Annotated in this window: 15 protein-coding genes; 12 read left to right on the top strand and 3 right to left on the bottom strand. The window is 56.7% G+C overall.

What is annotated here, in order from left to right:
- Nucleotides 1-177: 177 nt before the first annotated feature.
- A complete protein-coding gene (locus JAO29_RS06285; protein WP_334267406.1) occupies nt 178-645 on the bottom strand; it encodes a class I SAM-dependent methyltransferase in 468 nt (155 codons plus the stop codon).
- 329 nt (nt 646-974) lie between these two features.
- Here JAO29_RS06285 and rplA point away from each other — a divergent pair, with 329 nt between their 5' ends.
- The 5 genes from rplA to rpoC all read left to right on the top strand — a co-directional run bounded on the left by rplA (nt 975) and on the right by rpoC (nt 12501).
- The gene (gene rplA / locus JAO29_RS06280) at nt 975-1685 is read left to right on the top strand and encodes a 50S ribosomal protein L1 (protein WP_334267337.1); all 711 of its coding nucleotides are present in this window, start codon (nt 975-977) and stop codon (nt 1683-1685) included.
- Between the two features lie 85 nt (nt 1686-1770).
- Nucleotides 1771-2469: a 50S ribosomal protein L10 gene (gene rplJ, locus JAO29_RS06275; RefSeq protein WP_334267336.1), complete on the top strand. Its 699-nt coding sequence runs from the start codon at nt 1771-1773 to the stop codon at nt 2467-2469.
- 149 nt (nt 2470-2618) lie between these two features.
- Nucleotides 2619-2996 (top strand): 50S ribosomal protein L7/L12, encoded by a 378-nt coding sequence (rplL, locus tag JAO29_RS06270; RefSeq protein ID WP_334267335.1) that lies wholly within the window; start codon nt 2619-2621, stop codon nt 2994-2996.
- Nucleotides 2997-3652: 656 nt separating this feature from the next.
- Nucleotides 3653-8125: a DNA-directed RNA polymerase subunit beta gene (gene rpoB, locus JAO29_RS06265; protein WP_334267334.1), complete on the top strand. Its 4473-nt coding sequence runs from the start codon at nt 3653-3655 to the stop codon at nt 8123-8125.
- A gap of 185 nt (nt 8126-8310) precedes the next feature.
- Nucleotides 8311-12501: a DNA-directed RNA polymerase subunit beta' gene (rpoC, locus tag JAO29_RS06260; RefSeq protein ID WP_334267333.1), complete on the top strand. Its 4191-nt coding sequence runs from the start codon at nt 8311-8313 to the stop codon at nt 12499-12501.
- Nucleotides 12502-12779: 278 nt separating this feature from the next.
- Here rpoC and JAO29_RS06255 read toward each other — a convergent pair whose 3' ends face one another.
- Nucleotides 12780-13232: a TonB family protein gene (locus JAO29_RS06255; RefSeq protein WP_334267332.1), complete on the bottom strand. Its 453-nt coding sequence runs from the start codon at nt 13230-13232 to the stop codon at nt 12780-12782.
- 237 nt (nt 13233-13469) lie between these two features.
- Here JAO29_RS06255 and JAO29_RS06250 point away from each other — a divergent pair, with 237 nt between their 5' ends.
- The 3 genes from JAO29_RS06250 to JAO29_RS06240 all read left to right on the top strand — a co-directional run bounded on the left by JAO29_RS06250 (nt 13470) and on the right by JAO29_RS06240 (nt 16338).
- On the top strand, nt 13470-14216 hold the full coding sequence (locus tag JAO29_RS06250) for an ROK family protein (RefSeq protein WP_334267331.1): 747 nt from the start codon (nt 13470-13472) through the stop codon (nt 14214-14216).
- Nucleotides 14217-14344: 128 nt separating this feature from the next.
- Complete coding sequence (locus JAO29_RS06245; RefSeq protein ID WP_334267330.1) at nt 14345-15838, top strand: sensor histidine kinase; 1494 nt, start codon at nt 14345-14347, stop codon at nt 15836-15838.
- 242 nt (nt 15839-16080) lie between these two features.
- The gene (locus tag JAO29_RS06240) at nt 16081-16338 is read left to right on the top strand and encodes a GlsB/YeaQ/YmgE family stress response membrane protein (RefSeq protein WP_334267329.1); all 258 of its coding nucleotides are present in this window, start codon (nt 16081-16083) and stop codon (nt 16336-16338) included.
- A 44-nt stretch (nt 16339-16382) separates the two neighbouring features.
- Here the strand turns inward: JAO29_RS06240 and JAO29_RS06235 are convergent, their stop codons facing one another.
- Nucleotides 16383-18734, bottom strand: a complete 2352-nt coding sequence (locus JAO29_RS06235) for a putative bifunctional diguanylate cyclase/phosphodiesterase (protein ID WP_334267328.1) — start codon at nt 18732-18734, stop codon at nt 16383-16385.
- A 677-nt stretch (nt 18735-19411) separates the two neighbouring features.
- Here JAO29_RS06235 and JAO29_RS06230 point away from each other — a divergent pair.
- From JAO29_RS06230 to JAO29_RS06215, 4 genes are all read left to right on the top strand, one after another.
- Complete coding sequence (locus JAO29_RS06230) at nt 19412-19864, top strand: thioredoxin family protein (protein ID WP_334267327.1); 453 nt, start codon at nt 19412-19414, stop codon at nt 19862-19864.
- Between the two features lie 45 nt (nt 19865-19909).
- Nucleotides 19910-20764, top strand: coding sequence for a YihY/virulence factor BrkB family protein (locus JAO29_RS06225; protein ID WP_334267326.1), 855 nt, complete (start codon nt 19910-19912; stop codon nt 20762-20764).
- A 119-nt stretch (nt 20765-20883) separates the two neighbouring features.
- Nucleotides 20884-22443, top strand: a complete 1560-nt coding sequence (gene pyk / locus JAO29_RS06220; protein ID WP_334267325.1) for a pyruvate kinase — start codon at nt 20884-20886, stop codon at nt 22441-22443.
- Between the two features lie 180 nt (nt 22444-22623).
- Complete coding sequence (locus JAO29_RS06215; protein ID WP_334267324.1) at nt 22624-23823, top strand: pyridoxal phosphate-dependent aminotransferase; 1200 nt, start codon at nt 22624-22626, stop codon at nt 23821-23823.
- Nucleotides 23824-23882: the final 59 nt, after the last annotated feature.

The following is a 23882-nucleotide window of genomic DNA, read 5'->3' as shown; positions in this document are numbered from 1 at the left end:
CCGTCCAGAATGGAGGCTGGCGAGGCTTCATCGGTGTGGCTCATATTCTCGGCGACTGCGACATCGCCGAGTCAGTCACTGAGGAGCGGATTAGCCCTCATACGTCGGCGTGTCGTCAGTACGGGCTGGTCACTTCCCCCAAGCGCGTTTCTCGGTACTTACGTTAAAGGTTCATGCTTACCGAATTGCTTGAGCGAGCCACACCGTACGGCCACCACAGTCCCGGTCCTGAGCCACGGTCGAAACGATCGTGAAGCCATGCTCTTCAAGCAAGCTCCGGTACTCCGCGGGATCAAGACTTGCATGATAGAGCGGTTCGCCTTCAAGAGCGCCGGTAGCCTCGCCGTGCGATGTCCCTGAGGTGAACATAAGGGCGGCTCCTGCAGCAGCATGCGCGCGAAATGTTGGAAACATTCGTCTTTGATCCTGATGATTCAGATGGAAGAAGCTGTCCCAAGCAAGAATGCCCTGAAACGGCTTATCTAGAGACAGACTTCGCATGTCGGTGACAAAGGCGCGTTGTTCCGGTAGCCGAGTTCTAAACATGCGAATCATTGCTGCCGAGGAGTCCACCCCGACGACAACGTAGCCCTTCGCGGCCAAGTACGTTGCGATGGGGTCGCCAGCACCACAGCCACAGTCCAGTACAGACCAGAGTCAGGTATCAGGGCACAGAAGCGATCTATCCAGCCCTTCTCGTAGAAATCCACCGCGCGCAACCGAGCCTGAACCCACTGGTCAGCATGCCGCTCATAGAGGTTGATGATCTCTTCACCGGCCATATCGAAAGATGCTAAGCCACCTTTCTTTCGGATAAGCCGGGATCTCGGACGTAATCTACCCGCAGGACCCAAAAATGTTGCTTCCTCTACGGATTTGAGGCATACTCGAAAGAGCGTCCCAACTCCCCGTTGGGACCAGTCGATTACCACGCCCCGGAGGGTATCTCCGGCAGGGGTGGGAGATGAGGGAAGATGGCCAGGAAGATCTCCAAGAATTTGACGAAGGCGCGCGCGCTCGTTGAGCCCCGTCCTTACGTTCTGGCGGACGCTGTTCCGCTGCTCCAGAAGGCAAAGTACGCGAAGTTCGATGAGACGGTGGACCTGACGATGCGCCTGGGAGTAGATCCCCGGCATGCTGACCAGATGGTCCGCGGCACCGTCGTTCTGCCGCATGGTCTGGGTAAGACTAAGGTTGTGGCCGTAATCGCCTCCGGCGACAAGGTTCGCGATGCTGAGGCGGCGGGTGCTGAGTTCTTCGGCGGCGAAGAGTTGGTCGAGAAGATCCAGAAGGAAAACTGGACTGCCTTTGACGCTCTGATCGCGACGCCGGACATGATGAAGTCTGTCGGGCGCCTGGGTAAGGTTCTGGGACCGAAGGGTCTGATGCCCAACCCGAAGACCGGAACGGTTACGACGAACGTGGCCGATGCGGTGAGAGAGATTAAGGCTGGTAAGGTCGAGTTCCGCACCGACAAGACGGCGCTGGTTCACGTTCCTGTGGGCAAGCTCTCGTTCGATCCGCAGAAGCTGATCGACAATGCCACGACCGTTATCACCAGCGTGGTGAAGGCGAAGCCTTCGGCTGCCAAGGGCAAGTACATCAAGGGCGTCACGCTGAGCTCGACGATGGGCCCCGGGATTCAGCTGGACTACTCGGCGGCCGAGGCTGCCGGTAAGGCGTAGACGCCGTTCGGAGTATGGCCGCAGCTAATGCGGCTCTCAATTTTCAGCTAGCGTTTGGAGCTAGCAGCGAAGGCTAGGAATTGTTATGGCACTGTCCAGATCACAAAAGTCGGATAAGGTAAAGAAGCTTGCGAGCGAGCTGGAGACCTCGACCTCGGCCATCATCGGTACGTTTACCGGGCTGACGGCGTCGAAGGATTTCGAGCTGCGTAAGAAGGTTCGCGAGGCAGGCGGAAGCTACCACGTCGTGAAGAATAAGCTGGCCGCCCGTTCGGCGGAGGGCACAAAGATCGAAGAGGCGCTGAAGGGTCTGAAGGGCGTGAACTCGGTCGCTTACACCTCCGGAGATCCCGTGGCTCTTGCCAAGGCTCTCTCGACCTGGGTGAAAGATAACTCGGAGTTCACCTTCAAGCTTGGAATCGTTGATGGAAAGGTTATCAACATCCAGGAGATCAGTGATCTGGCGAACATGCCGGGCAAGGAAGAGCTGTTCTCGAAGCTGCTGTTCCTGATCAATGCTCCTGCTCAGCGCCTTGCGACGGTAATCAATGCAACCGGACGCGATCTGGCTGTGGTGATCAATCAGGGCGTGGAGAAGGAGAAGTTCTCCGGTTCGGCCCCCGCTGCTGCGGCCGCTGTAGCTGAGGCGCCTGCGGAAGAGGTAGCCGAGGCGCATGCAGAAGAAGCCACCGCCGGCGAGCAGCCTTCGGGTGCAGCTCAGCCTGAGAATGCTACGGCATCCCAGGCAGGCGAGGCGGCATCTACGGAGCCGGTCGAGGGGTAAGTTTGGCAAGAGAGTTTCGTTCTTTCTTCTTCGGGTGCGCTGGTCTGGGCGCTACGGAAACCTGAAGCGGGATCGAACAGCCGGAGGAGGATTCAGGCTTCCGGAGAGGTAATCGGCGGTACAAAGTTCAGTAGTAATGGGAGAGAAAAATGGCGGACATTCAGCAGTTGGAAGATCAGATCGTTAGCCTTAGCCTGCTCGAGGCTTCGGCACTGGTAAAGAAGCTTGAGGAGCGCCTTGGCGTCTCGGCAGCGGCAGCGGCCGTAGCAGCTCCGGCAGCAGGCGGCGGCGCGGCAGCGGCTGCTCCGGCTGAAGAGAAGACCGAGTTCACCGTCATCCTGAAGGATGCCGGCGCGAACAAGATCAACACCATCAAGGCTGTACGCGAAGTTACCTCTCTTGGGCTGAAGGAAGCCAAGGATCTGGTTGACGGAGCCCCGAAGCCCTTGAAAGAGAACATCTCGAAGGACGATGCGGCTGCAATCGCCAAGAAGTTCGAAGGCGTTGCTACCGTCGAGATCAAGTAGTTACCCTGTCAGTTGCACTTCTGGGCGGAACGAGATATTCTTTATTAAGAAGATTCGTTCTGCCCAGTTGTGTCGACGGCGGAATATATAATTAAAGAAGTCGGTTTATAGGGTAGTACTCCGGTCCATCCTCTTGTGATTGTGAGGCTAAGGGGCCGGCCATCATGCGTTCTAGCGGCGGATTCGCATGGTGCCACAGGTTTCAGGCATACAGCAGCGAATTTGGGGCAAGGCGAGCCTCAAAATGGCGGCAGACATTCATCTCATCACGAACGAAATAGTGCACAAGTCGACCTTTGCGCTCGCGGGACAAGCTGTCCTTTCGAGCGCTTTGCCGCGTTTTCAAGTATTCGGCCCTAAGTAGGGTCCACTTTAGCGCGCTACGCGTTCTTATAGCAGATTCATTCTGCATTGAGCGAGTTGGGTGCTGTGAAAAGTTTTTGAAGTTCCAAAATTCTTGCAGGGCGCCGTCCAGGGAGTGGCGGCGAGATATTTTGCGCACGGGTTGACCGTAATCGAGGACGGTGAAACCCGATGAACTCAGGGCGCAACGCAGAGCCAACCAGGAGAGTCAGGGCCGGGATTCTCCCCTTCGTGAAGATGATTGGAAGGCACATCGACCGAAGGCCCTCGAAGGTACGTATTCAGGAGAGAGCATGTCCAGCGAAATGCGCGCGATCCGCAGCCGTCTAGATTTTTCAAAGATTCCAACCGCAATTGAAATTCCCAACCTCATCGAAGTGCAGCGTAGAAGCTACGAGCGCTTTCTGCAGATGGACAAGCTTCCGCAGGAGCGTGAGGACAATGGCCTTCAGTCGGTCTTTACCTCGGTCTTTCCGATTACGGACTTCCGCAATGTGAGTGAGCTGGAGTTTGTTGATTATTCGATCGGCAACTGGGAGTGCAAGTGCGGCTACCTGAAGGGGCTGAATCATCTGCGCACGGCCTGCGTCAACTGTGGCCACATGGTCATCACGGACCCGTTCCACCCGGGCGATGTTCTCTGTAACTTCTGCGGAACCTATAACAAGAACACCCCCGACTTCTGCACCAAGTGCGGCGACCCTGTCGGTCTGCAGCTGAAGTACGACCAGGCGGAGTGCGAAGAGCGCGGCATGACGTACTCTGCGCCCCTGAAGGTCACGATCCGGCTGAAGATCTACGACAAGGATCCTGAGACTGGCGTCAAGACCCTGCGCGACATGAAGGAGCAGGAGGTCTTTTTTGGCGATATTCCTCTTATGTCGGCCAACGGCACCTTCATTGTCAACGGAACCGAGCGCGTCATCGTATCGCAGCTGCACCGTTCGCCTGGCGTCTTCTTCGAGACGGCGAACAACCGTACCTACTTCCTCGGCAAGATCATTCCGTACCGCGGCAGCTGGGTCGAGTTCGAGTACGACCAGAAGAACACCCTGTATGTCCGCATCGACCGCAAGCGCAAGTTCCTTGGAACGATCTTCCTGCGTGCGCTTGGTCTGCGTACCGACGAAGAGATTCTCAAGACCTTCTACACCGTAGATACGATCAACGTGAGAGAAGGCAAGCTGGCCTGGAAGGTAGCTGCTGAGGGAAGGCCGACCAACCTGCAGGGTACGCGTCCTGCCGGTGCTATCACGGTGAAGGGCGAAGAGATTGCTCCCGCAACCCGAAAGGTCTCGGCGCACTCACTGAAGAGCCTGCGTTCGCACAACGTGGAAGAGGTCGAGGTTGAGACCTCCGAGTTTGACGGAGCAATGACCGCAGCTGACGTTGTCGATCTGACGACGGGCGAGCTGCTGTACGAGGCCAACCAGGAGCTGACTGCCGATAAGCTGCACAAGATCCAACAGTCGGGTGTGACCTCGCTGGAGATCTTCTTCCCGGAGCGCGATGACGTGGGCAACATCATCACCAACACGCTTCGCCGCGACTCGGTACGCAAGCCGGAAGAGGCTCTGATCGAGATCTACCGCAAGCTGCGTCCGGGTGACCCGCCGACCCTGGATACGGCGACCGCGCTCTTCGAAGGCATGTTCTTCGATCCGCGGAAGTATGACTTCTCGCGCGTGGGCCGCCTGAAGTTCAACATCAAGCTCTACGAGAATGCAGAGGCCACTGGGCTCGACCATCGCACCCTGACCCCTGAGGACTTCTACGGCACGATCAAGTACCTGCTGAAGCTGCGTAAGAACATCGGCGTTGTGGACGACATCGATCATCTCGGCAACCGACGCGTGCGCGCGGTAGGCGAGTTGATGGAGAACCAGTTCCGGATCGGCCTTGTTCGCATGGAGCGCGCCATCAAGGAAAAGATGAGCGTCTATCAGGAGATGTCGACGGCGATGCCGCACGACCTGATCAACGCCAAGCCGGTGATGGCGGCGATTCGCGAGTTCTTCGGAAGCTCGCAGTTGTCGCAGTTCATGGACCAGACCAACCCACTGTCTGAGATCACGCACAAGCGCCGCCTGTCGGCCCTCGGGCCGGGCGGTCTGTCACGCGAACGTGCTGGTTTCGAAGTGCGCGACGTGCACCCGACTCACTACGGCCGCATCTGCCCGATCGAGACGCCGGAAGGTCCAAACATCGGTCTGATCTCCTCGCTGAGCTGCTTTGCCCGGATCAACGAGTACGGCTTTATCGAGTCACCGTATCGCCGTGTCAAGGACGGTAAGGTACTCGACTACGTGGCTGTCTCCAACGCTGGTGAGAGCGGTCTGCGTCAGGGCGATTACCTCGAGATCAACGAGGCGAAGAAGCTCAACGACCAGCTGAAGAAGGACAAGAAGCGCACGATGGACCTGGTTCCATTCAGCTTCTATCTCTCGGCCTGGGAAGAGGATCGCCACACCATCGCGCAGGCGAATATCGAGCTTGACGATCATCTCAATATCGTTCAGGATATCGTCGATGCGCGTCGTCAGGGTAACTTCGTGCTCGTCAACAAGGCAGAGGTGGACTACGTCGACGTCTCGCCGAAGCAGCTGGTCTCAGTAGCTGCCTCGCTGGTTCCGTTCCTCGAGCATGACGACGCGAACCGCGCTCTGATGGGTGCGAACATGCAGCGTCAGTCGGTACCTCTCCTGGTCTCCGAGGCTCCTTTTGTCGGAACCGGTATGGAGGGCGTGACTGCTCGCGACTCGGGTGCCGTGATTCTTGCCAAGCGCAACGGTATCGTGGACTCGGTCGACTCTGAGCGGATCATCATCCGCGTGGAAGGCGAGCACCATCCGACGCAGCTGTCGCGTGAGGTTGGATCGGACATCTATCAGCTGACCAAGTTCAAGCGCTCGAACCAGAACACCTGCATCAACCAGAAGCCGGTGGTCCGAAAGGGCGATCGTGTTCTGAAGGGACAGGTAATCGCCGATGGTCCGTGCACGGAGCAGGGCGAGCTTGGCCTTGGACGTAACGTGCTTGTGGCCTTCATGCCGTGGCGCGGTTACAACTTCGAGGACGCGATCCTGATCTCGGAGAAGCTGGTTCGCGACGACTACTACACCTCGATCCACATTGAAGAGTTTGAGATTGAGGCACGCGACACCAAGCTCGGACCGGAAGAGATTACGCGCGATATTCCGAATGTCAGCGAGCACGCTCTGCGTGATCTTGACGAGTCGGGCATTATCCGCATCGGAGCGAAGATCTCGCACAACGACATCCTCGTCGGCAAGGTCACTCCGAAGGGTGAGACCCAGCTGACGCCGGAAGAGAAGCTGCTGCGCGCCATCTTCGGTGAAAAGGCCGGTGACGTTCGCGACGCTTCGCTGACCTGCCCCCCAGGAATTGAGGGAACGGTTGTCGACGTCCGCATCTTCTCCCGCAAGGGACAGGAGAAGGACGAACGTGCCAAGCAGATCGAGCAGGAGCAGATTGAAAAGCTCGAGCGCAACCTGGCCGACGAGATCCGCATTCTGACCGACGAGCGTCTGAAGCGTCTTGAGGCGATTCTGGGAGGCAAGGAGGTTCTTGCCGACCTGCACGACGAGCGTACCAACAAGAAGCTGCTCTCGAAGGGCGAGATTCTGAACCGCGACACGATCGAGCTGATCTCGACACGTAACCTGAAGCGTATTCGCTACGCCGACAAGGATCCGCGCGTCAACGAGCAGATCGATGAGATCGAGGAGATGACCTCGCGTCAGATCGACGTGCTGCGCAAGATCACCAACGAAAAGATCACCAAGATGGGCAAGGGCGACGAACTCGCTCCTGGCGTCATCAAGATGGTCAAGGTCTACATCGCCATGAAGCGCAAGCTGTCGGTCGGCGACAAGATGGCCGGTCGTCACGGTAATAAGGGTGTTATCGCCCGGATTCTGCCTGAGGAGGATATGCCTTACCTCCCGGATGGAACGCCGGTCGAGATCGTCCTGAACCCGCTGGGCGTGCCTTCGCGTATGAACGTCGGTCAGATCCTGGAGACGCATCTTGGATGGGCCGCTCACGAGCTTGGCAGGCAGGTCGCTGAGGCTGCAGAGAAGATGGAGTCTGCCAACGAAGTTCGCGAGCTCTTCAAGGCGCGCTTTGCCGGCACGGCTGCTCTCAACCAGCTGCTCACGCTTGACGACGAGCAGACGCTGCGCGTCGCTGCAGGTATGAAGCGCGGTATCTGGTTCGGCACGGCAGTCTTCGACGGTGCACGTGAGACGGAGATCAAGGCTTTGCTGGCTTCGGCAGGTCTTCCGAGTTCGGGTAAGAGTCTTCTGCATGACGGCATGACGGGTGATGAGTTCGAGCAACCCGCTACGGTCGGCTACATCTACATGCTGAAGCTTTCTCACCTTGTCGATGACAAGATCCACGCACGCTCGATCGGACCGTACTCCCTCATCACCCAGCAGCCGCTCGGTGGTAAGGCACAGTTCGGCGGACAGCGCTTCGGTGAGATGGAGGTCTGGGCCCTCGAAGCATATGGCGCAGCCTACATCCTGCAGGAGTTGCTCACGGCGAAGTCGGACGACGTGTACGGACGTACGAAGATCTACGAGGCAATCGTCAAGGGCGAGGCAGCAATCGAGCCCGGCGTGCCAGAGTCGTTCAACGTGCTCATCCGCGAGCTCCAGTCGCTCTGCCTCGATGTTGAATTGGTCAAGCAGGCCGATCAGAAGAAACAGCCGCTGCCGACGATCGCTGCGGCGGATTAACCGAATCAAGGGGACTCCGGGAGAGGCGGCACATTGCCTCTCTCGGAGGAGCCGCTCACCCAGATCGGGCGGCATGACAATTGAAATCGAGCACCAGTACCAGAACCGCGGCTAAGCGATACGCCGAGAACTATCGCAGAGACATTGAGTAACCGCAGCGTGACGCTGCAACGGAGACGCCAAATATGTTCCGCTCCAGCCCCTTCGAACTGACCGGACCCATCGCTGATTTCGACGCGATCAAGATTCAGCTCGCCAGCCCCGAGAAGATCCGCAGCTGGTCACACGGCGAAGTAACCAAGCCGGAAACCATCAACTACCGCACATTCAAGCCGGAACGCGACGGCCTGTTCTGCGCCCGCATCTTTGGTCCTATCACGGACTGGGAGTGCCTGTGCGGGAAGTACAAGCGCATGAAGCATCGCGGAGTGATCTGCGATAAGTGCGGCGTCGAAGTCACGCTCTCCAAGGTTCGCCGTGAGCGCCTGGGTCACATTGAGCTGGCTTCGCCTTGCTCTCACGTGTGGTTCTTCAAGGGCCTGCCCTCGCGCATCGGCCACCTGCTGGATATCTCGCTGCGTGAGCTTGAGGCTGTCCTGTACTTCGAGAGCTACGTTGTCGTTGATCCAGGCGACGCTCCGGTAAAGGAGCGCGAGGTCATCAAGGACGAGAATCGCTTCCGCGAGCTTGACCAGCAGTATCGCCCCACCGGCTTCAAGGCCATGATGGGCGCAGAGGCGATCAAAGAGCTGCTGAAGCGCGTTGATGTCACGGAGCTTGCTACAGAGCTACGCGAGCGCATGAAGCAGGAGGCTTCGCTTCAGAAGAAGCTCAAGTACTCCAAGCGTTTGAAGATTGTTGAGGCCTTCCGCAAATCCGACAACAAGCCGGAGTGGATGATCCTTGACGTGATTCCAGTCATTCCACCTGAGCTTCGTCCCCTCGTGCCGCTGGATGGCGGCCGTTTCGCGACCTCGGATCTGAATGATCTGTATCGTCGCGTGATCAACCGTAACAACCGCCTCAAGAAGCTCATGGACCTTCATGCGCCTGAGGTCATCGTGCGTAACGAAAAGCGCATGCTGCAGGAGGCTGTCGACGCCCTGTTCGATAACGGCCGCCGTGGACGCGTGCTTCGCGGTGCGAACAATCGACCGCTGAAGTCGCTCTCCGACACGCTCAAGGGCAAGCAGGGCCGTTTCCGTCAGAACCTGCTCGGCAAACGCGTGGACTACTCGGGCCGTTCGGTGATCGTCGTCGGTCCGGAGCTGAAGCTACACCAGTGTGGTCTTCCCAAGAAGATGGCGCTCGAGCTCTTCAAGCCGTTTATCTATCATCGTCTGGAGCAGACGGGGCACTGCACGACCATCAAGCAGGCTAAGGAGATGGTTGAGCTGCAGGAGCCGATCGTCTGGGACATCCTCGAAGAAGTCATCAAGGATCACCCGGTTCTGCTGAATCGCGCTCCAACCCTGCACCGTTTGGGTATCCAGGCGTTTGAGCCCGTGCTTGTGGAAGGTAAGGCCATCAAGATTCACCCGCTGGTCTGCACCGCCTTCAATGCGGACTTCGACGGCGACCAGATGGCCGTGCACATCCCGCTTTCGCCTGAGGCTCAGATTGAGGCCAGCGTTCTGATGCTTGCCTCTCATAACATTCTGTCGCCGGCGAGCGGTCAACCTATCACGGTGCCTACGCAGGATCTGGTGCTTGGTCTGTACTACCTCACCAAGTCCAAGGTCAATGCGAAGGGTGAAGGACGCGTCTTTGCCAATGTCGAAGAGGTCCTGATGGCGCTCGAAGCCAAGGAGGTCGAGACGCTAACGCCTATCCGTCTGCGTTACACCGGCCAGGTTCTCGATATGACCACCGCGTACGACGATCAGGATATCCTGCACACCGAGCCGGTTGATTTCAACAAACAGTACGTCAGCACTACGGTTGGCCGTGCCATTCTGAACGATGCACTTCCCGAAGGCATTCCGTATATCAACGGCCTGCTGAAGAAGAAGGGAATCGGCCAGCTGGTGAACTACTGCTACCTGAACCTTGGCCTTGAGGTCACGGTGAAGACACTGGACCGCATCAAGGACCTCGGCTTCCGTTATGCGACGCGCTCCGGTCTATCTGTAGGTCTCGATGACATGGTCATCCCGGAGTCGAAGTACGTCGTTGTCTCCGAGGCTGAAAAGCAGGTCATCAACGTCCAGCAGCAGTACCTTGATGGTGCGATCACTAACGGTGAGCGTAACAACAAGGTCATCCAGATGTGGTCGGCAGTCACCGAAAAGGTGGCCGATGAGATGTTCAACAACATGAAGCGCGCGGATAAGGAAGGAGCCATGAATCCGATCTACATCATGGCTGACTCCGGTGCCCGTGGTTCGAAGCAGCAGATTCGTCAGCTCTCGGGTATGCGTGGTCTGATGGCGAAGCCCTCGGGCGAGATCATCGAAACACCGATCACCGCAAACTTCCGCGAGGGTCTGACCGTTCTGCAGTACTTCATCTCGACGCACGGCGCTCGTAAGGGCCTTGCGGATACCGCTCTGAAGACTGCCGACTCGGGTTACCTAACCCGTCGCCTGGTCGACGTGGCACAGGATGTCATCATCTCGCAGAACGATTGCGGAACAGTCGAAGGCATCTATGTCACTCCGATCATCGAGGCTGGCGAGACTATCGAGCCGTTGCGTGATCGCATCATCGGTCGTGTCTCGCTCGAAAAGCTGAAGGATTACGAAGGCAAGACAATTGTCGATATCAACCAGGAGATCGATGAGGACCTTGCCAGCGCAATCCAGGCCGCCGGTATCGAGCGCGTTAAGATCCGCTCGGTGCTGACCTGCGAGTCCAAGCGCGGCGCCTGCATCCTTTGCTATGGCCGTAACCTCGGCTCCGGCAAGATGGTTGAGATGGGCGAAGCCGTAGGTGTGATCGCGGCGCAGTCGATCGGCGAGCCGGGAACCCAGCTCACCATGCGTACCTTCCACATCGGCGGTACGGCATCGCGAGTCTCCGATACCTCTCACATTGAGGCGAAGAACGCTGGAGCCGTTCGCTTCATTAACCTCGTCACGGTTCGCTCGAAGTCAGGCGATCTGGTTGCGATGAACCGTAATGGCTCTATCGCGATCATCGACGAGAAGGGACGAGAGAAGGAGCGCTATGCGATCGTCTACGGCGCCAAGCTGAAAGTGGAAGAGGGTGCCATTGTGGCACTTGGCGACCGCCTCGGCGAGTGGGATCCGTACACCTTCTCGATCCTGACGGAGATCGCCGGCACGGTTCAGTTCAAGGACCTGCAGGAGGGTGTGACGCTGCACGATGAGATCGACGAGGTCACCGGCCTCTCGCGTCTGGTCGTCGCCGACTCACCCGACGAGAAGCGCCAACCGACGATCATCATCAAGTCCGCGCAGGGCAACAAGCGTTATCTGATGCCCAGCCGTGCTCACCTGATGGTGACCGATGGCGACGAGCTCTTCCCGGGAGACATTCTGGCGAAGATCCCGCGCGAGACAACCCGTACCAAAGACATCACGGGTGGTCTTCCGAGGGTCGTCGAGTTGTTTGAGGCGCGTAAGCCGCGTGACCCCGCGATCATCTCGAAGATCGACGGTGTCGTTCGCTTCGGCGATGTCTCCAAGGGACAGCGCAAAGTGTACGTCACAGCCGACAACGGGCAGGAAGAGGAGTACTCGGTTCCGCGTGGTGTTTACGTCAACGTGCAGGAAGGTGAACGCCTCCGCGCAGGAGACGCACTCATCGACGGTCCTCGTAACCCGCACGACATTCTTGAAGTGCTCGGCGAGCGCGCATTGCAGCAGTACCTGGTGAACGAAATCCAGGAGGTCTACCGTCTGCAGGGTGTGGCGATCTCTGACAAGCACATCGAGACAATCGTTCGGCAGATGCTGCGCTGGGTCAAGATCGAGGATGTAGGCGATACCAACTTCCTCGTCGACCAGCAGACGGATCGGTTCCGCTTCAACGAGGAGAATCAGCGTGTCCTCATGAGTGGCGGCAAGCCGGCCATCGGGCGCAGTCTGTTGCTTGGTATCACGAAGGCGTCGCTTTCAACCGACAGCTTCATCTCGGCTGCAAGCTTCCAGGAGACGACACGCGTTCTTACTGAGGCCTCTATCAACGGTGCAGTGGATACACTGCGCGGCCTGAAGGAGAACGTGATTGTAGGACGTCTGATCCCCGCCGGAACGGGTATGGAGTACTACCGCAATGTTCAGCTCTCCCCAGAGCTGGAAGAGGTAGCGGCTCAGGTACAGGCCGAGGTCCAGGAGGCGCACGATGCCGAAGAGCGCGAGCTCGAGGCGATGCGCATGGAAGGCGAACAGGAAGAGATGGCCGCCGAATAAACTGGCCGTTCAGGTAATCGCGCTTAGCGGCGCATAGAAAACGGCAGAGCTTCGGCTCTGCCGTTTGTTTTGCTGCTCAAGACGCCTTGTTGAAGTTGGCCATATGGCATTCTCGCGACAGGAAATTGCGATAGGTATAGCAATCAAGTGGGTTCAGCCAAGAGAGTTCAGCGTCTGAGTTTTCAGCCTTTGTATCTCTTACTGGGAGATGCGGTGGAAGGCATAAAGACGGCGGACTCTGGTGAGTCCGCCTTTCATTCGCAATTGTCCAAAGTTGATTACCGAGCGGAAACCAACTTGATCTCGAGGTTGAAGGGGAATGCAACCGGCTGATTGCTTACGGTGCCGGGGCTGAAGCGGTATTGGCTTACAGCTTCGAGAACGTTGCGATCAACGATAGGGCCTGCGGACTTGACGATCTTGAGAGCGGTGGGCTTGCCGGTTTCGTCGATGATCATGCCAACGGTGACAGTTCGGTTAGAAGCAACATCGGTCCAGGGACGAGTAGCGTCGGAATTGACGCTGATGGAGTGAACAAGCTTAGGAGCAACAACTCCCGTGGAGATACGGAGTGGCTTGGTGACAGCAGTACCGCGATCGCCAACTGCACCTAGTGCCGCCGGGGAGGCAGGGCGGGCCGCTAGCGCAAGCTGGGGTTGAGCAGGCGAACTTGCCTGAGCGTGAAGCAGGACGGGGGACAGGATGAGGGTGGCCAGAAGTGCCTTACGCATATTTGTCTCCTAATGTCTAAGGGTGCCCAGCACCATTTTTAATTTAGACAAGCATGATTGTCAACAGAATTATTTCTGCGCAGATTATGCTATTGAAAATACGATATTTACGGTAACTCCTACAGCGTAGGAGACGGCGATTTCTGGCAAGTGGCTCAGGTCTCTGTTGTATGGGGAAAGAATGCGATTCAGTCGCTTATCTGCTTCAAATCAGAGAGGGCTTGTATTCTTTTCCTCATGAAGAATGTTCTTGTCATCGACATCGGCGGCACTAATGTAAAGGTCGCGTCAACGACTCAGAGAATTCCGCTCAAGATCCCTTCAGGGCCCTTGATGACTGCAGAAAAGATGGCAGAGCAGGTGAACCTGGGAACGAGCGGTTGGGAGTACGACTGCATCTCGATCGGATACCCGGGGCCAGTGGCGCACGACCATCCGCTTGCGGAGCCTCACAATTTAGCCGCGGGATGGATAGACTTCCCTTATCAGAAGGCTTTCAAAAAGCCGATCAGATTCATCAACGACGCCGCAATGCAGGCACTGGGTGGATATCAGGGCGGACGAATGCTGTTTCTTGGAATCGGTACCGGTCTTGGTTCGGCGATGGTGTTTGACGGAGTCGTAGTGCCGTTGGAGCTGGCACATCTTCCCTATCGCAAAGGTCGCACCTATGAGGATTATTTAGGCAAAGCCGGGCTGGATTATCGTGGCAAAAAGCGATGGCGCAAATCCGTTCTCGACGTTATCGAACGACTTAAGAACGCGCTGATCTGCGAGTACGTGCTGCTGGGGGGAGGAAATGCGAAGCTCATGAAAGATCTTCCTGCTCATGTCACTCTCGGAGCCAACAGCAATGCCATAGATGGGGGGATACGTTTGTGGCAGGAAAGAGAAGAGTTGAAGGCTCCGGTTCGCGTTGAGAACACAGCTGAGAACTTATTTGCGGAGACATCAGGGAGAAGGCTGGCAGGTCGCGCAGTTTAGAACCTCAGCATTGTTCCTTGTGGAAGCAGGCGGTGAGTGTCGGTCGCGGTCGCATGCTCAATTGCACGCCGGATGCATTTCTCTGCTTTAATCAGGAGCAGAACCGAGCGCAAAAACAGGAGGCCAAGATGTCCGCCCCAACCAGTCTTGAGTTTGCCCCTGTCTCATCAGGAAGCGATCAGGTCGCTACAGCTCCCGCTGAACCGACGCGGAAGAGCGAGGTCATTGCAGCACTGCGCACAATTGCGGTTCTCAATGGACTAGGGCCTGAGGACTATGAGTGGATTGCCGCGCACGCAACCGAACGAGTTGGTCCCGATGGTGCATTGATCTTTCGCGAAGACGAACCGTCACACCATATGAACATCATCCTGCGCGGAGAGGTGATGGCGCAGCGGCGCAAGTCTGCCCCTGTCGCGCGCTTTGTAGGCAGGACGTCCAGGCTGACAGGCAAACTTCCTTTCTCGCGGATGAAGACGTGGGGCGCCGACGGAAGAAGCATAGGGCCTGTGTGGGTTCTGGATATCCATGAAGATCTCTTCGACGAGATGCTGCATGCTATTCCGTCGATGGCAAAGCTTTGCGTTTCTCTTCTTCTCGATCGGGTAAGAGATTTCACCCGAATGGACGAGCAGGCAGAGAAGTTACTGGCTCTTGGCAAGCTCGCAGCGAATCTTTCACACGAATTGAACAACCCTGCCTCTGCGGCCCAGCGCTCCGCCGTCAGCCTTTCTACCGAATTGCGTGAGGCTGATGAAGCCAAGTACCGCCTTGGACGCCTGTTTCCGTCAGACCACGAACTGGAGCGCTACAACCAGTGGGTTAGACAGGCACGTGACCATGTACGGGCTTCCACCGGATTTTCGCCGCTTCCAAAAAGTCCTCTCGAAGCAAGCGACTACGAAGACGAGATCTCATCGTGGCTGGACAGGCATCAGGTCACATCGCCCTGGACCATCGCTCCGATACTGGCCGAGGCGCGAATCCCGACCTCTATGCTTGACTCGCTTGCAACTGCTCTAAGCCATGAGACACTTTCTCCTTCACTCGCGACCTTTGCCAGCGCCCTGCGGGTGGAACGAATGGCCGACACGGTGGTCGATTCGAGTGGACGCATCTTCGAGCTGATCAGCGCCATCCGCGGCTATTCCTTCATGGACCAGGCTCCGATCCAGGACGTCGACTTGCCGTCTTCTATTGAAAACACTCTGGCAATGTTCCGCTCCCGCACTGCGAACGTAAGGATCTCTCTTGAGTTCGAACCGAACCTGCCACCGGTCAGTGCCTATGGAAGCGAACTGAACCAAGTGTGGTCCGCACTGATCGAAAATGCACTGGATGTTATGCACGACAGGGGAACGTTGACCGTCTCCATCCGAATAAGCGCTCAGATGGCGATGATCGAGGTTCGGGATGACGGTCCTGGAATCGACGAGGCGATCCAGTCACGCATCTTTGAGCCGTTCTTCACGACAAAGCCCATTGGCACCGCGATGGGGCTGGGCCTCGATACGGTGCAACGAATTGTCAGCAAACATGGTGGTTCCGTTGCCGTGGACTCAAAGCCCGGAGCGACCTGTTTCCAGGTCCGAATTCCTTTGAACAGACTTCGTGCTTACTAGGCGCAGGTGCGGGATGCAGGGAATCGGTAGAGAGAAAAGCAACAAAGTATCCGGGCGCCTAGAGCGCCTTCAGAGTCTCGGAGAACTCTAAGACACACAATTTTGCGAGGGCCAGTCCAGCTAGTCGGATTGATTTTTCCGGCGAAAAGGAGTTCAGTCTTTCGCAGCCGTGGAGTATGCTTATCCGCACAGCGCTGTGCCTCGGGGAAACCCGAGAGAGTTCAAGCATTTGAGGAGCTTCTATGTTCAGTCTGCTTTGGACCGCGATCATAGGTCTGGTCGTCGGTGCACTTGCGAAGTTGATCATGCCGGGGAAAGATCCCGGTGGCATCCTGGTAACCATGATCATCGGGATTGCCGGTTCATTCATTGGAACTTACCTGGGCAGACTTGTCGGGCATTACCAGGAGGGCCAATCGGCGGGGTTCATCATGTCTCTGGTGGGAGCTATCATTTTGCTGGCGATCTATCACTTCTTTCGACGGCGCCAGACAGTTTAGGCACAACCCGGATTATCCAGAGTTCAGGTCATGCAAGCACCGGATTAGATGTTTTGCAGGACTCCGATGCCGCTGTATCCCTGAAGAGAAGCCACGAACTCTTTCGCGGATACAGGGAAGCCCAGATAGTTTCCCTGTGCCTCGTCGCAGCGGCGCCGCATCAGGAACCGGAGCTGTTCTTCGCTCTCGACGCCTTCTGCGACGACGCGAATCGCCAGACCGTGAGACATCGCGATAATAGTTCGGACCACTGCTGCTGCATTCGGGTCGGTACCGGCCTGTTTGATGAAGCTGCGATCGATCTTCAGACGGTCCACCTGATAATCCAGGAGATAGGAGAAGCTGCAGAATCCTGTGCCGAAGTCATCGATGGAGATGCGAACCCCAAGCTCCCGGAGTTGTTGAAGCTTCTCCAGATTGCCGGGGGTGTTAACCATCAGAATATTTTCCGTAATCTCTATCTCTAAACACTTGGGTGTTAGGCCGCTGACCTCCAAGGCGAGCTCGATGACCTGCACCAGATTTCGCTGCTGGAACTGACGTGGCGATAGATTGACGGAGATCGTCAGGTCGGACCCCATCTCATCCTGCAAAGCCTTTCCCTCGCTGCAGGCAGTCATAAAGACCCACTCTCCGATCGAGACGATAAGGCCCGTCTCCTCGGCGAGGGGAATGAACTGTGTGGGAGGCACATTTCCTAGCTTGGGATGATTCCAGCGCAGTAGAGCCTCAACACCATTGATGAGGCCAGTCGTCAGCGAGATCTGCGGCTGGTAATGCAGACTCAGTTCGCCATTGTTAAGGGCGTGGCGAAGCGCATGCTCCATCGAGAGCCGGTCGGCAGTCTCCTTCAGCATGTCTTCACTGAAGATCTGGTACTGGTTTCGTCCGCTCTCTTTAGCGGCGTACATCGCGGAATCCGCACGTTTCAAAAGATGCTTCGCATCCGCTGCGACGTCGGGATAGATGCAGATGCCCACGCTCACCGTGACGTTTACCAGCTGCTCATCAACCTGGATCTCTGGAGACATTCGTTCGATCAGATTTGCTGCGCACTGCTCTACGTCGGCTATGGTCGTGATGTCAGGCATTACGACTACAAATTCATCACCGCCGACCCGAGCGACAACATCGCTGCTTCGGACGCAGCGCCGAAGCCTCTCTGCCGTCTCTATGAGAATCTGGTCTCCCGAGGTGTGGCCCAGCGAATCATTGATCCTTTTGAACTGATCGAGATCGATGACGAAGACGGCAACCCTGGTTCCGTAGCGACGGGCTCGCTCTACGGCCTCTACCGTCCTGTCCCGGAGGAGTGCTCGTCCGACCAGACCCGTAAGCTGGTCATGAGTGGCCAGATGGGTAACGTACTCCAGCATCTGTCTACGTTCCGTGATGTCGACGGCGATACCGACAAACCCGCTGATCTCCCCGGCATCGGAGGAGGTGACAGCCCGCATCGCGAGGGTGATCGGAGTGCGGCTTCGATCGCGCTTGATCAGCGTCCACTCCCTTTCCTGCATCTCCCCGTCGCGAGCTCCGGCCGAGAGAACTTCGAAACCGGGAGCATCCACTACGTCATCGCCTGCTATCGAGTTTCGGCTTGCTGCCACGATCTCGCGCTCATCGAGCAGAAGCATTATGGGCACCCTACCCACGAGTTCTTCTCGTCCGTAGCCTGTAAGTTTCTCTGCCGCGAAGTTGACTGCGGTGATCATGCCCTGCACATCGGTGGCGATAATGCCGAAAGGAGCGTGTTGAAAGATAGAATTGTTGAATTCTGCGAGGTGCTGATAACGTTCCTGTGCCGCTTTGACGTCGCTGATGTCCGTGCAGGTGACAGCCACTCCATCTCCGAGTTTCACGGCCTGATAGCGAACCCACGTGGCGCGCCAGGCGGTAGTTGACAGCACCGGGTATTCTTCTTTCATCGGTACGCCGGTTTCAACGACTTCTCTATATCGATCCAGGCGCTTCGAGCTTCTAATATCCACCACAGCTTCAGAGAGATAGGCTCCAACGAGCTGTGCTCGCGGAATACCGACCAGCTCTTCCGCATTGCTGTTGACGTAATAAATCCGAAAATCGATGATGTTACCGTCACTGTCACGAACTGAGTCGAGGATGGAACAGGCATCGAGACTTGCTTCCGCTGCTGCTACGAACTTGGAGAGTTTATCTTCCGGATCCTCGTACCTTTTAGACTTACGGGCGCGCCACACAGACCACGCCGCCGTGGCGAGGACGGTCGCGAACAGCGAAGCCAGACCAAACGTTGCCTGAGTCGCCCCAAGGTGGACGATCGGCAAATTTCCAATCAGGACGCAGCCGGGAAAGGTGGTCAGGCTGTTATTGCAGCAAGACAATCGCGGCGGAGGATCAAGCATCCAGGCTTTCAAGGAATCGCTCCGAGAGGAAACGTTGGGGTTACCGGTCTACATTAGACTAAAACCGGTTATATAGGATTAGCTTGAGAATGCAAGGTACGATTGGTCCGATATTATCCTGTCGGCTAGTCGACCAGGAGAGATCAGATGGTATATGCAAGTGGCTGTTGTACAGGCACATCGGATGGCTCTCCTCACTTGGAAAATGTATTTGGAATTACCGGCATATTACCAAGGTATGTAGACTTGCGTATAAAACCTTGACTTGGTCGAACTCGTTCTTGATCCTTCGTAGAGGCGAAACGTTATTCGCAAGTTTAGGTCTACATTCACAGGCGTGAAACAGATCGTTCTCCACACCATGCCTGCTCGTCTCGGTTTTGACTCGGAGAACGCACAACAGAGCCCTGTGACAAGAAAGCACCACCTGAAATGCCCCCTCAGGGCACGTTGAGATGAAACATTCATCTCGCGGACAAACATTTCTCTCATTTGGACCGAGAAACCAGGGACTTGCGCAGATTCTCCAGGGTGACCATCATATTCCCGCTCGCGGTAACGTTCCTTGCGACTGCCGAATAGGCTGATGCATCATCAAAGGTACAGGTCTGTAGAAAGACGAACACGGAGGTTTTGCACTCACCATGCTTCAAAGGTCTTTTTCACTCCCGGGTTTTGCGGCGGTTCTGATGTTTTGGACCGTTGTGACGCCGTCTCCGATGACCGCGCAGATGGCCCCTCCGTTCGTAAAAAAGCATCTTTATTCCTCTACGGCCAACCCCAGAGCCGATATTGCTGCTGCCTTAAAGCAGGCCAAAGCGGAGAAAAAGCGCGTGATTCTGGACTTCGGTGGTGACTGGTGCGGAGATTGCCAGGTCTTAGACATTTACATGCACCAGAGCCCAAACGCTGAGCTTCTGCGCAAGCACTTCATTGTCGTTCATGTCGATATCGGTCGCATGGATCACAACGTGGATATCGCCGCAAAATATAAGGTTCCCATCCAGAAGGGTGTTCCAGCGTTAGCAGTGCTGGATGCAAACGGGAAGCTTCTCTACTCGCAGGAGAACAAGGAATTCGAGAACATGCGCAATATGAATTCCAGTGACGTTACCAAATTCCTGAACCGCTGGAAGGCGTAACTTTGTCGTGGACGCCGCTGAGGTTTGCGGGCTTAGACTGTATCCGTGAGAACACTGCTGCGCATACCACTTATCTCTCATCGCGCTGTGGTGCGCGCTATAGATCATGATGTTCTGAATCTTGCGCAGTCGGCGGCCTACTCGGCAATGGTGGCCCTGTTTCCTGCGCTGCTGGTAGCGGCCGCGCTGATTGCGCTACTGCCCGACACGGCACCGATTCGCGCCCAGCTAGGCACCTTCTTTGAGCGCCTTCTGCCGGCCGACGTGATGCCCATCCTTGATGGATACTTTGCCAGCTCTCCGCACACAGCGAAATCTACGCACGTACTAGGCGTCTCATTTTTTGTCTCGTTCACGGGAGCTTCCAGTGTAATTGCCACGTTCATGGAAGGGTTTCGCAGAGCAAATGAACTGCCGATGGACTGCTGGACCTTCTGGAGGCGGCGTGCCCGTGCCTATGCCCTGGTTCCGCTCTCTCTTATTCCCCTCGGAATTTCCAGCGCACTTATCGTCTTTGGGCATTCACTGACTCACTGGGTGGCTGGTCATGTCATGCCTTCTATACGGACAGAGGTTTACATTGTGGCGCTCACCGTTCGCTGGCTTGTGGCGCTTGCCGGATCTGTGGGGCTTATCGCACTTATCTATCACATGGGAACTCCTGTACGGCAGCCCTGGCGACAGGTTCTGCCCGGAGCGATCGCCGCGACCACAATGTGGTTTCTCACCACGCTCATCTTCGGGTGGTACGTAACACGGTTCGCCAACTACTCGCAGGTTTACGGTTCGCTGGGGGCAGGAATCGCGCTTCTTTTCTGGCTCTACATCGTTTCGCTAAGTGTTCTCTTCGGCGCAGAGTTCAACTACGCCTTCCGCCTGCACCAACATCCTTATCGCTAATCGCTAAACCGTTTTACCCGAAGCAGCTCCCGCACGGGTAGAATGACGACGTACTAACTTTACTGGTAATACCATCGGGGACTCTTCCGCGACGGTTCGAAAAGGATCCTGCTGCATTTATGACTACCTCCGCGAATCCCATGCTTCTCGATACCCCTTCCAACGGAACGCTACGTGGTCGCCGCGCCAAGATTGTAGGCACACTCGGGCCCGCTTCGAGTTCTATCGATGTCTTCCGCCAGCTTGTGCGCGCCGGACTCGACGTCGCTCGTCTCAATTTCTCGCATGGCTCCCACGAACAGAAGGCGGAGCTCATCCGCATGGTGCGGCAGGTGTCAGAGGAAGAAGGGAAGCCTATCTGCATCCTTGCCGATCTTCAGGGGCCGAAGATCCGTACCGGGAAGCTTAAGGATCACAAACCCGTACAGCTTGTCGCCGGCAAACAGCTCATCATCACTCCGCGTGAGATCGCAGGCACGGCATCGATGGTCGGGACGACCTTCACGACCCTGGCTGAGAATCTCGAGCCGGGTTCGCGCATCCTTCTGTCCGACGGATTGATTGAGCTGCACGTCGAGCAGGTTAAGGGCGGAGACGTAATCTGCAAGATCATCAATGGTGGCATGCTGGGTGAGAACAAGGGCATCAACCTCCCCGGAATTCCGGTCAAAGTGCCCTCGCTCACAGATAAGGATGAAGAGGATCTCATCTTCGCCATCGGTGCCGGCGTCGATACCATTGCTGTGTCCTTTGTACGAACGGCGGACGATATCCGCCACGTAAAAGGGCGCCTGGCAGCGCTCAACTCCGACGCCTGGATCGTCGCCAAACTTGAAAAGCCGCAGGCGATCGAACATCTCGACTCGATTCTCGAGGCAACCGACGCCATCATGGTGGCGCGCGGCGACCTTGGCGTAGAGGTTCCGCCCGAAAAGGTTCCTGCAATTCAGAAACACATCATCCGGCGGGCGGCTGAGTATCGAAAGCCGGTCATCACCGCAACCCAGATGCTGGAATCGATGATCGAGAATCCACGTCCGACCCGCGCCGAAGCCTCGGATGTGGCCAACGCCATCTATGACGGTACAGATGCCGTCATGCTCTCGGCAGAGAGCGCTGCAGGCAAGTATCCGGTAGAGGCTGTCGCAATGATGGCAAAGATCGTTACTGAAACTGAAGAGCAGATCCACTTGGATCCGCCGCCTGAGCATCATCACCCTCGTGGTATGCGGCTGTCTGTCGCAGAGACTATCTGCGAATGCATGGCGCACGCGGCTGACGACCTGGACGTGTCAGCCATTGCAATCTTCACGGAGACCGGCGCGACCGCTCGTCTGCTCTCCAAATACCGTCCTGATCCCCCGATTTATGCACTCTCGCCGTTTGAGAAAGTCATCAATCGTTCGATGCTTCTGTGGGGGACCTATCCTATCCTCTGCCGTCGTTTCCACGATACCGACACGCTGGTCAACATGGCTGAAGAGATCCTTGAAAGCCACGGCCGCGTCCGGGAGCGGCAGATCGTAGGCATCGTCGCTGGAACGCGCACACGCTCCGGAGCCACGAACTTCATGCGTTTACACATGATCGGGGATCGCGAAAAGGATTCTGCATCCGCTCCAGATCAACCGGTAGAGACTAAGACCACGCCAAAGCCGTCCAAAAAGAAGAAGCGCTAACCATCCTGAGGGTCAGAAAGGCCGCCCATCCGGGCGGCCTTTTATTTCGTCACAATATGCTGTAAAAAATCTTCCAGCGGCGTTACCCTTATCGCTAGCGAGTGCAACCCCGTCTGTTCCTCGCATCTCCCAGGCCGACAATTAAAATCACTCGCACTGCCCTCAAGTCAGGAGCTAGCCATGCCGTCTTTTTCGCAAGATCTTTCCGGTTGTCAGCCCTTCTCGCGCCGATCTTTTCTCCGCTCAGCCTCCGCTGCGGTCGTTGCTGCGCCCATTCTTACCGAGGCCCATTTCGCTCGTGCTGCCATGGGAGCTGCCGCTGTTCCTGAGTTCTCGATGAACGGTGTCTACCTGGATGCAAACGAGAACCCGCTCGGGCCTTCGGACTCGGCTCGTAAGGCTATCGCGGATATCATCCCGAACGGCGGTCGCTATGCTCCACCGCTCTACTTCAGCCTCATAAAGATGTTCGCCGAGCAGATGGGGGTTCCTGCCGAGTACGTCATGGTCTACGACGGTTCCAGCCCACCGCTCCACTATAGCTCTCTGGCGTTCACCTCGCCGACGAAGAGCTTTGTTTGCGGGAACCCGACCTATGAGGCTGGACAGCGCGCCGCTACCATCGCGGGTGCGAAGATTCACGCCGTTCCGCTTGCGAAGGATCACTCCCATGACGTGGCTGCCATGATCAAAGCGGATCCGAACGCGGGGTTGATTTACATCTGTAATCCAAACAACCCCACCGGCACTACGACCAGCAAGGAGCAGATCGACTACGCCATCGCTAACAAACCAGCCGGGGCAGTTGTGCTGGTTGACGAGGCCTACATCCACCTGTCGGATGCTACTTCGGCAATCGACCACGTGAAGGTCGGCAAGGACGTCATCGTTCTGCGTACCTTCTCGAAGATCTACGGGATGGCAGGCATTCGCTGCGGTTTCGCGATTGCGCGGCCTGACCTGCTCAAGAAGCTTGAGAACTACGGTCAGTCACCGATGCCTATTACCGGTATGATCGCGGCTCAGGCCAGCCTGATGGATTCCGATCTGGTGCCCACGCGTAAGAAGCTGATCGCCGAGACTCGCAATAAGACCTTCGCGTGGTTGAAGGCCAACGATTATTCCTTCATCCCGTCGGAGAGCAACTGCTTCATGATCGACGTGAAGCGACCGGGTCCCCAGATACGCGCTCTCATGGCGAAAGATAACGTCCACATCGGTCGTAGCTGGGCGGCGTTGCCAACCTATGTCCGCGTCACGGTCGGTCTGCCCTCCGAAATGGAGGCGTTCCAAACCTCCTTCAAGAAAGCCATGGATACACCGGCAACCGCATTCAACGGCCTCCAGGGCCGCATGCATCGCGACGGCATCTATTCCTGAAAACCAGCTGAACTCCAAAAGAAAAGCCGCCTCGTCCTGAGGCGGCTTTCTTCTTTGGC

The sequence above is a fragment of the Edaphobacter sp. HDX4 genome, from assembly GCF_036877565.1.
In the GTDB taxonomy this organism is placed as follows: Bacteria; Acidobacteriota; Terriglobia; order Terriglobales; family Acidobacteriaceae; genus Edaphobacter.
The sequence above is the reverse complement of the archived record's forward strand: the minus strand, read 5'-3'. Positions and strand labels throughout refer to the sequence as shown.

Bases quoted from the DNA above. Each gene is read 5' to 3' on its own strand.
- rplA (WP_334267337.1), top strand. From the start codon at position 975: ATGGCCAGGAAGATCTCCAAGAATTTGACGAAGGCGCGCGCGCTCGTT.
- rplJ (WP_334267336.1), top strand. From the start codon at position 1,771: ATGGCACTGTCCAGATCACAAAAGTCGGATAAGGTAAAGAAGCTTGCG.
- rplL (WP_334267335.1), top strand. From the start codon at position 2,619: ATGGCGGACATTCAGCAGTTGGAAGATCAGATCGTTAGCCTTAGCCTG.
- rpoB (WP_334267334.1), top strand. From the start codon at position 3,653: ATGTCCAGCGAAATGCGCGCGATCCGCAGCCGTCTAGATTTTTCAAAG.
- rpoC (WP_334267333.1), top strand. From the start codon at position 8,311: ATGTTCCGCTCCAGCCCCTTCGAACTGACCGGACCCATCGCTGATTTC.
- JAO29_RS06255 (WP_334267332.1), bottom strand. From the start codon at position 13,232: ATGCGTAAGGCACTTCTGGCCACCCTCATCCTGTCCCCCGTCCTGCTT.
- JAO29_RS06250 (WP_334267331.1), top strand. From the start codon at position 13,470: ATGAAGAATGTTCTTGTCATCGACATCGGCGGCACTAATGTAAAGGTC.
- JAO29_RS06245 (WP_334267330.1), top strand. From the start codon at position 14,345: ATGTCCGCCCCAACCAGTCTTGAGTTTGCCCCTGTCTCATCAGGAAGC.
- JAO29_RS06240 (WP_334267329.1), top strand. From the start codon at position 16,081: ATGTTCAGTCTGCTTTGGACCGCGATCATAGGTCTGGTCGTCGGTGCA.
- JAO29_RS06230 (WP_334267327.1), top strand. From the start codon at position 19,412: ATGTTTTGGACCGTTGTGACGCCGTCTCCGATGACCGCGCAGATGGCC.
- pyk (WP_334267325.1), top strand. From the start codon at position 20,884: ATGACTACCTCCGCGAATCCCATGCTTCTCGATACCCCTTCCAACGGA.
- JAO29_RS06215 (WP_334267324.1), top strand. From the start codon at position 22,624: ATGCCGTCTTTTTCGCAAGATCTTTCCGGTTGTCAGCCCTTCTCGCGC.